The sequence below is a fragment of the Cycloclasticus sp. genome, assembly GCF_019090545.1.
In the GTDB taxonomy this organism is placed as follows: Bacteria; Pseudomonadota; Gammaproteobacteria; order Methylococcales; family Cycloclasticaceae; genus Cycloclasticus; species Cycloclasticus pugetii.
In genome coordinates this window covers 39,847-48,635 of sequence record NZ_JAHRVT010000019.1, presented here as the reverse complement: position 1 = coordinate 48,635, position 8,789 = coordinate 39,847, and the positions used below count along the sequence as shown (strand labels likewise).

Annotated in this window: 9 protein-coding genes; 2 read left to right on the top strand and 7 right to left on the bottom strand. The window is 42.2% G+C overall.

Features of this window, described 5'->3' with window-relative positions:
- Positions 1 to 97 precede the first annotated feature (97 nt).
- The 7 genes from KUG63_RS04025 to KUG63_RS03995 form a co-directional block, all read right to left on the bottom strand.
- The gene (locus KUG63_RS04025) at positions 98 to 1,000 is read right to left on the bottom strand and encodes a DUF2232 domain-containing protein (protein ID WP_020932830.1); all 903 of its coding nucleotides are present in this window, start codon (positions 998 to 1,000) and stop codon (positions 98 to 100) included.
- A gap of 35 nt (positions 1,001 to 1,035) precedes the next feature.
- Positions 1,036 to 1,272, bottom strand: a complete 237-nt coding sequence (gene rpsR / locus KUG63_RS04020) for a 30S ribosomal protein S18 (RefSeq protein ID WP_015005515.1) — start codon at positions 1,270 to 1,272, stop codon at positions 1,036 to 1,038.
- 32 nt (positions 1,273 to 1,304) lie between these two features.
- Positions 1,305 to 1,733, bottom strand: coding sequence for a 30S ribosomal protein S6 (rpsF, locus tag KUG63_RS04015; RefSeq protein WP_016389668.1), 429 nt, complete (start codon positions 1,731 to 1,733; stop codon positions 1,305 to 1,307).
- 317 nt (positions 1,734 to 2,050) lie between these two features.
- The gene (gene rlmB, locus KUG63_RS04010) at positions 2,051 to 2,806 is read right to left on the bottom strand and encodes a 23S rRNA (guanosine(2251)-2'-O)-methyltransferase RlmB (protein WP_015005513.1); all 756 of its coding nucleotides are present in this window, start codon (positions 2,804 to 2,806) and stop codon (positions 2,051 to 2,053) included.
- Positions 2,806 to 5,058 carry a ribonuclease R gene (gene rnr / locus KUG63_RS04005; RefSeq protein WP_287554140.1) on the bottom strand — a complete coding sequence of 751 codons (2,253 nt, stop codon included), beginning with the start codon at positions 5,056 to 5,058 and terminating at the stop codon, positions 2,806 to 2,808. Before rnr ends, rlmB begins: the two co-directional genes overlap by 1 nt.
- A 180-nt stretch (positions 5,059 to 5,238) precedes the next feature.
- Positions 5,239 to 6,504, bottom strand: a complete 1,266-nt coding sequence (locus KUG63_RS04000) for a nucleotide sugar dehydrogenase (protein WP_287554138.1) — start codon at positions 6,502 to 6,504, stop codon at positions 5,239 to 5,241.
- An 18-nt stretch (positions 6,505 to 6,522) separates the two neighbouring features.
- Entirely contained in the window at positions 6,523 to 7,350 is an 828-nt protein-coding gene (locus tag KUG63_RS03995) for an enoyl-CoA hydratase/isomerase family protein (RefSeq protein ID WP_287554136.1), read from the bottom strand.
- A 120-nt stretch (positions 7,351 to 7,470) separates the two neighbouring features.
- Here KUG63_RS03995 and KUG63_RS03990 point away from each other — a divergent pair, with 120 nt between their 5' ends.
- Together KUG63_RS03990 and KUG63_RS03985 are read left to right on the top strand one after the other, a co-directional pair.
- Positions 7,471 to 8,505 carry an OmpP1/FadL family transporter gene (locus KUG63_RS03990; protein ID WP_287554134.1) on the top strand — a complete coding sequence of 345 codons (1,035 nt, stop codon included), beginning with the start codon at positions 7,471 to 7,473 and terminating at the stop codon, positions 8,503 to 8,505.
- Entirely contained in the window at positions 8,502 to 8,780 is a 279-nt protein-coding gene (locus tag KUG63_RS03985) for an outer membrane protein transport protein (RefSeq protein WP_287554143.1), read from the top strand. The genes KUG63_RS03990 and KUG63_RS03985 overlap by 4 nt, the downstream gene beginning before the upstream one ends.
- Positions 8,781 to 8,789 lie beyond the last annotated feature (9 nt).

The following is an 8,789-nucleotide window of genomic DNA, read 5'->3' as shown; positions in this document are numbered from 1 at the left end:
TGTCACCCAAGTTACCTAAATTTGCTACCTTTTCAAGAAGAATAATGTTCATCTTTACTAAATCCTATTTATTTTAAAATTTAACTCAGCGTGCGATTCAAACAAACCGCTGACGCCAATCCATCCAAACATCTGATAAGCCAATCAACACCAAAGGCAAGATCAAATGTGGCACAAAAAATATCGCCATGTAAAAAACAAAGAGCAAATAACGGCTACCACCTCTACCCTTGATTACTACATGTACCACTGACACACCAACTATAAAAAACAATAAAAGAACTTGTATATCCAAGTTCAATATATATTCGGCAAACTGTCCGTCTAATAACACGCCTAACACAACCAGTATTGCGAATACTAACCCATCACGTGGTAATAAACGAAGGTGGCTAAACTCTTTGTCGAAACCACCTTCATTAAATAACAAGCCTTGCCACCATCTGCCTAACAGCAAACTCATCAGTAAACTAATAAGCGTACCGGCCACTACAACACCAGTAATGTACTGAGACCAGAACAGCAAACCTTCTTCAAGTTCTGCCTCGGTTACCGGCAACTCTTGTTGTTCTGCAAGGGCTTTAACAACCTCTTGAATGCCTGTTGCCCATAGCTGTGCAGGGTTATCTATTGTTAAATAAAGCCCCGTTACCGCTAACATCCCAAGTATGACTAAAAACTCAAGTGCTTTGTTTAGCTCCCCTGTCTCTCGTAATACCAGCGATATCAAAAAAGCAGGTAACCACATAATAAACAAATATGTAAAAGAAACTAACGATGTTCCTAATACTATATAGCCTATTAACGCAGTCGCGACGGTTGAGCCAATTACAACCCTAAGCCCATCAGCAGACCCATTTCTTAATGTTACCAAGCAAACACAGGCAACGCTAATGATTAATAATGGCGGCATTAACAATGACAAAATTGCCATCGTTGCTGAAACAATGGTGGCCTGCCGACCACCTTGCATAATAAATGTTGCTACTGCTTTCATCATACAAGGCTTAGCCCGCGATTACTCGCGACATAAATCTACCGTTCGTGCGCGTCGCAATATGGAATCAACGATAAGAAACGAGCTCGCTTAATTGCAGCCGTTAACTGACGTTGGTACTTTGCTTTAACACCCGTCACACGTGCAGGAATAATTTTCCCAGTTTCGGTCATATATTCTTTTAATGTATCTAAATCTTTGTAATCAATTTCTTTTACATTTTCTGCAGTGAATTTGCAGTAACGTGGGCGTCTAAAACCTTTATCAAATGCCATGTCTATTCCTTAAATTATACGTTGTACAGTGTCTATGCGTCTGTTGCTTTTTCAGCAGCAGGCTCAGACGTTTCTGTTGTTTCGGCTGATGATTCAGCTTTCTTTTCAACTGGCTTTACATAGGGTTTAGCCGCTTCTTTTTCGTTTGACTTGGCAAGTGGTGTGGTACCTGTCGTTGCTTCATCACGACGCATGATCATATTTCTAATCACAGCATCATTAAACTTGAAGGCTTTTTCTAATTCTTCTAGAGCCGCTTGATCACACTCGATGTTCATCAATGTGTAATGTGCTTTATGGATTTTGTTAATGGGGTATGCAAGCTGTCTTCTGCCCCAATCTTCTACTCGATGAATGTTTCCGCCACGCTCTGTTATTGATGCGCTATAACGCTCAACCATTGCAGGAACTTGCGCACTTTGATCCGGGTGAACCAAAAATACAACTTCGTAATGTCTCATTTTATTTCCTTTAGGATTATCAGCCTTCCTGACACACTCAGGTAAGGCAAGGATTGTAGTCTGATCATACAAGCTACAATTTCGAACGCGCGATTTTACAGGTATCAGTACTGCAAATCAAGTTAGCTCTAATAGTTAAACTGTTAACCATAGAAACGGCTCAGTTTTTAAACAAGCCCTTTACTGCTTAAACGCCTTAAGCAAACTTTGTCGGCTCATCAACGACCCAAAAACCAACCAAACAGACTTGTTTTATTCAACAGGCTCTTTTGCTTATTCTGATGAACACTTATAAGGGTTGATGCCTGACTGATTTTTTATGAATTCAATGATCGTTGATTTTGTCTAAGCACTTCATACAAAATAATACCCGTAGCAACAGAAACATTTAGACTTTCCACTTTTTCGGACATCGGTATTTTAATTAATTGGTCGCATTGCTGTTGCGTTAAAGACCTCAAGCCTTTACCTTCTGCTCCCATCACAATCGCTACAGACCCGGTCAATTCAGCCTCAAAAACATCTTTTGTTGCTTCTCCAGCAGCCCCGCTAACCCAAACCCCTTCAGTCTTAAGGTATTTCAAGGTTCTCACTAAGTTGGTCACACGATAGACCGGAAGCAATTCAGCAGCACCACTGGCTACTTTACAAACAGTCGCATTTAAGCGACAGGCATTATCTTTTGGCACAATAACCCCTTGCACCCCTGCGGCCAACGCTGTTCTTAAACAAGCCCCTAAATTATGCGGGTCGGTCACTTGGTCTAACACTAAATAAAATGCTTGGTCTTGTTGTTCTTTAAGCGCCTTCTTAAGTTGCTCTTCTGTTCGTTCTTGTGGCAATTTAGCGGTTAACAAAACACCTTGATGGTTTGCATTGCTGGACAATTTCTCTAATGTTTTCTTATCAACATAGTCAACGCGAATACCAACCTCATCCAGACTTTGTTTTATTGCTTGCAGCTTTGCATCTTTGCGCTGTCGATCCATCCATGCATTAACGATATGATCAGGCCTCGCTTTAATAAGCGCTTGAACAGCATGAATTCCATGAATTTTTTGCACTTCAGCCATTAGCGTTTCTTCTTCCTACGACGTTTAGTCACAATTTTTTTCTTTTGCTCTACACCCGCCAATGCCAAATCAATTTTTTTATCATCTAAGCTTACTTTAACCACCTTTACTTTTAGTCGATCGCCCAAACGAAATGATTTATTGGTACTCTCGCCTAACAAACGATGCTTACTGGCATCAAAGTGGTAATAATCATCACCTAAGCCAGTAACGTGAACCAAACCATCGATAAAAATCTTATCTAGTTCTACAAACAAACCAAAGGAGGTCACTGAAGAGACAACACCACTAAATTCTTGGCCAATCTTGTCCATCATAAATTCACATTTCAGCCAACTCTCCACATCACGTGTTGCCTCGTCTGCTCGCCTACTACAAAAAGAACAATGCTCACCAAATAGCGTCATATCACTCTTTGAATAGGTAAAGCTCCCTGCCTTTTGTTTTGCGATAACGTGCTTAATGGCACGATGCGTTAATAAGTCAGGATAACGGCGAATAGGCGACGTGAAGTGCGCATACAGTTCTAACGCCAAGCCGAAATGCCCTTGTTGTTCTGGGCCATACATCGCTTGAGACATTGAGCGCAGCATCACCATTTCAATCAAATGGGCATCTGGCCTGTTTTGTATGCTCGCAATTAACTGTTTATAGTGTTGCGGTTTTGGTTCTTCTCCGCCATCTAGACTCAAACCCAACTCTGACAAGAACCCCCTCAATTTCAACAAACGATCAACACTGGGGCCTTCATGAATACGCAACAAATTAGGCATTTCGTGTTTCGCTAAAAAGTTAGCTGTTGATGCATTCGCTGCAATCATAAACACTTCTATAAGCCGATGGGCATCATGCCTAACAACCGGCTCAATTGCCTTGATTTTTCGACCTTTATCAAAAACAAAGCGTGTTTCAAATGTATCGAACTCAAGCGCACCACGTTCATCTGCAGCACCTTTCATTACTTCATAGAGCGCCCTTAATTCTTTTAAATGAGGCAGTAATTTTTTATGCTTAAGCAATAATTCAGGTGCTGCCTCGTCAAAAATCAACCCGACTTCATCATAGGTTAACCGTGCATGTGAATACATTACGGCATTATAAAACTTGGTTGATGTAACCGTTCCTTGCTCATCGATTCGCATTTCACAAACCACGCATAAACGATCTACTTGTGGATTTAGACTACACAAACCATTTGATAACACTTCGGGCAGCATTGGGATAACTTTTTCGGGAAAATATACGGATGTTCCACGCTCATACGCCTCTGTATCAATTGCACTTTGTGGCTTTACATAATGAGACACATCGGCAATCGCCACGCATAGCTTCCAACCTTTCGCCATTTTTTTACAAAACACCGCGTCATCAAAGTCGCGAGCATCTGCACCATCAATGGTTACAAAAGGTAATTTACGAATATCTTTACGGTCGGCCAAGTCGGCCTCAACAACACCGGTATCGAAACGCTGAGCCTCATCCAATACCGCCTGCGACCAACTGTTTGGCAATTCGTAAGAGCGAATGGCCATATCGATCTCCATGCCAGGCGCCATATGGTCACCCATCACTTCAATCACCTTGGCGATAGCTTGCGTACGTGAAGAAGGATAATGGGTGATCTGAGCCATCACTATCTGGCCGTCTTTAGCACCTAACGTCGCCTCGGGGGGAATGAAAATATGCTGGAAAATCCGTTTATTTTCTGCTTCAACATGAAAAATACCCATCACATCAAAAAATCGCCCAACGACTGTCTTAACTTTCCGCTCTAGCACCTCAACCACTCGCGCCTCAAGCTTTCCTTGACGATTCAATTTTCCACGGCTAACTACCACGCGGTCACCGTTCATTAACGCTCGCATCTCATGTGGAGGGATAAACATATCGTCACCACCCGCATCACGTTTTAAAAACCCAAAACCGTCCGCATGACCTATGACTATGCCCGTTTCAAGATCACTTTGTTGCACCAAGCAATATTGCTCTTTTCGATTAAATAGCAACTGGCCGGATTTCAACATCTCAGATAAATGGCGCGACACTGTTTTCTTTTCACGCTTTGATTGGACATTCAACCCACTAACAATATCTATCCAACTTTGCGGACGTTTTTGCTGAGTTAAATAATTGATAAGTTGGGTTTTATTGATAGGGTCTTTACTACCTAAAGACGTTGTCTCGTTGTTTGACAATTTATTGCTTCGCTTCTGTTTAGACACTAATGGGAAAGTTAATAATAGAGTTGACAAGCCTAAAGCCCACACGCTCAGTTTGCAAGCCATAGTTACCTTAAGCTACTTTTAATACCCCCCCTCGCCAATAAAGCGATGCAAGTATTGGCCACACATAACAGGCAAATTCAAATTAGTAGCGTATTTTACTGATCAGCCTTAATGCGCGTCGAGAACACAAACATTCATTCCTGTTTGTTACAACCGCCCATCTGTCTCATTTGAAGCAAACAAATACTTGATGTCATACAACACGTGATTAGGCTTCCCAAAGGCTCTAACAGAATTCACACCCAGGGCTTTAAATTGATCGTGCGACACAGCAATAATAATGGCATCGTACGATCCTTTAGTCGGCTGCTTTATCACCTTAAGTTGTTGTTCATTTTTTAAGTCATCAACGTTTACCCAAGGGTCGTACACCTCGACGTTAGCATTGTATGATTCAAGCTCCTCAACCATGCCTATTACACGGGTATTTCGTAGGTCTGGGCAGTTTTCTTTAAACGATAAACCCATTATTAACACGTTAGCACCAACAATACTCAAACGCTTTTTGGCCATAAGTTTCAGCACTTCACTGACTACAAACGACCCCATTTTGTCATTGATCCGTCGTCCAGCAGCAATCAATTGCGGGTGATACCCAAGTGTTTCTGCTTTATGCGCCAAATAATATGGATCAACTCCAATACAGTGCCCGCCAACTAAACCTGGCCTAAAGGGTAAGAAGTTCCACTTTGTCCCTGCAGCCTCAAGTACTTCTTCTGTATCTATACCAATACGGCTAAAAATATGCGCCAATTCGTTCATAAGGGCTATATTAATATCGCGCTGTGTATTCTCAATAACTTTGGATGCTTCAGCCACTTTGATGCTACTAACCTTGTAAGTGCCGGCTGAAATAATTGACTGGTAAAGCTGATCCACTAGCGCTGCGGTATCCGGCGTTGAGCCAGATGTTACTTTAACAATAGACGTTAAACTACGTGTTTTATCCCCCGGGTTAATGCGCTCGGGGCTATAACCACAAAAGAACTCTTCGTTATATGTCAGCCCTGATATCTGCCTAAGAATTGGCGCACAAACCTCTTCTGTTGCCCCCGGGTACACTGTAGACTCATAGATAACAACATCCCCTTTGCCCAGGTAGTTAGCCACCACTTTTGTCGCTTCTTTAATCGGTGTTAAATTTGGGTTATTACCATTATCTATCGGCGTGGGAACCGTAATAATGTAGATATTCGCAGCCGATATTTCATCTGCCTTTGCTGTAAATCTCAATTGCTTCGCAGCACTGATCTCTTCAGCTGATATTTCCAAGGTAACATCAGAGCCTTTATGTAATGCAGAAATACGCTCATTATCAATATCAAAGCCAACCGTTGGAAACTGTTTACCCAACTCAACGGCTAATGGCAAACCAACATAACCAAGGCCTATCACGGCGACATTAAATGTCATTTTGCACTAACCCTCTATTTATTCTTTAAAAATTGCTGGGCGCTTTTCGCAAAATGAGGTAACCCCTTCGGCGAAATCCTCTTTTAACATACTCAAAAAAAAGTTATCCGCTTCTTCATTTAATCTATCTTTTAGACTGGTCTCATACGTCTGGTTAAATAAACGCTTGGTTCTTGCTAAAACATCTTTCGGCCCCTTACATAGTGACTCGGCAAGAGTCATTGACTCTGTCTCTAGCAACTCGACAGCGACAACTCGATTAACCATTCCCCAACGTTCAGCTTGCTCTGCGGAGAAACGTTGCCCAGTTAGTGATAACTCCAGCGCTCTTTTTTGACCAACTGCTCGCGGTAAGAAATAACTCATGCCACCATCAGGTGTAGTGCCAATTTTACAATATGCAACGGAGAACACTGAATTATCCGCCGCCACCACCATATCGCACGCTAACATTAAACTTAACCCAAACCCTGCAACAGCTCCCTTAACACAGGCAATAACGGGCTTTTCCATCATGACAAGATTCAATATTGCCTGATGCAAATTATCAAACATATCACCCGGTAATGCTGACTCACCCTCTATTGCGTAAGCATCTACAAGTGATTTGAAGTAATCAATGTCGCCCCCAGCCATAAAATGATCTCCCGCACCGGTGACAATGACACACTTAATGCTCTCATCATTTTTCAACCCCTCAGTACAGCACAGTAAGTCAGCCGGCATTGTTGAACCAACCACATTTAGCTTTTCAGGTCGGTTCAAAATAAGCCAAGCAACACCGTCTTTCTTTTCCACTAAAACTGACGACATCTGTTCATTCCTAATAATTTTAATATTAAGCATGGTGTCCTTGATCTTATTCTTTTGCAACTAAATTTGACCTTTTCTAATAATTGGCATAAAAAAGGATTGCGTTACTTATAAAAATACTAATTACAAAAGTAAATGACTGGAGGATGTAACATGAATACTCGCTCTATTAAAGTTTTTGCTTTATCCACCCTGTTTACATTACCTTTTTTTTCTCCAATGTCTCACTCAGCCGCTTTCGGTGTCGCCGAACAAAGCGCATTTGGTTTGGGGAACGCCTTTGCAGGTGGCGCAGCTTCTGCTGAAGACGCCTCGACCATTTGGTTTAACCCAGCGGGCATGACGCGTATTAAAGGCAACCAAATGGTACTCGGCATGCACTTTATCGCGCCTTCATTTGATTTTGATGACGACGGAAGCACTAACTCTGCTGGCGCTAGCAACTTTGCAGATGGCTCAGAAGACGGCGGACGTTTTGCCTATGTACCCAATTTTTACTATGTCCACAGCCTAGATAATGATGTCAAAGTGGGCGTAGGCATTAACTCACCGTTTGGACTTGCAACAAAATATGGCGCTGACTGGATTGGAAAGTATCAGGCGATTGAGTCTGAAATTGTTACCGTTAATATCAACCCCTCCGTAGCTTGGAAAGCCACAACGAACCTCTCACTTGGCTTTGGCATCAGCATTCAATACATTGAGGCCACTTTAAATAATAAGGTAGATTTTTCTGTTTTAGGAGCTATTCCTGACGGCTTTTCTCACTTAGAGGCCGATGACATATCGTATGGTTTTAACCTAGGAGCACTGTACAACATAACCAATAAAACACGCATTGGGCTTTCCTATCGATCAGAAATAAAGCATGACTTTGAAGGCGATGCCGATTTCCGTAATATTACACCCGCTTTAAATTTAGACCTTGTTTTAGCAGATACCCATTTAGACGTTCAACCTGATCTGCCCGCCAGTGCATCATTAAGCATCCACCACCAATGGAATGATAGTATTGATATTATGGCGGATGCCACTTGGGTCGGCTGGAGCTCTGTGCCTGCTCTAGTCATTATGTTTGATAACCCACTTAAAGCAGATAGCACCGATATCTTACGACTTAAAGACAATATTCGTCTGTCTCTTGGTGCTACCTATTCAACAGAGGGGGCCCTTGGACATACCGCATAGGCGCAGCTTACGATGAAGGCGCTGCAAGAAATGCATCTTCCCGTTCTTCACGCTTCCCTGATAATGACCGATATTGGTTAGCCATTGGCGCTAGTTACCAACTTGCCGATAATTTATCTCTTGACGCGGGCTATGCTCACCTCTTCGTACCGGACACAAAAATCAATAGATCTTCTGAAGCCACTGGACTTAACCCAGCAGAACTTAGCGCTGTTAGAGGAGACTATGAGTCTGATGCTGATATTATCAGCGTACAACTGCGCTGGAATATGTAGACCAGTAGA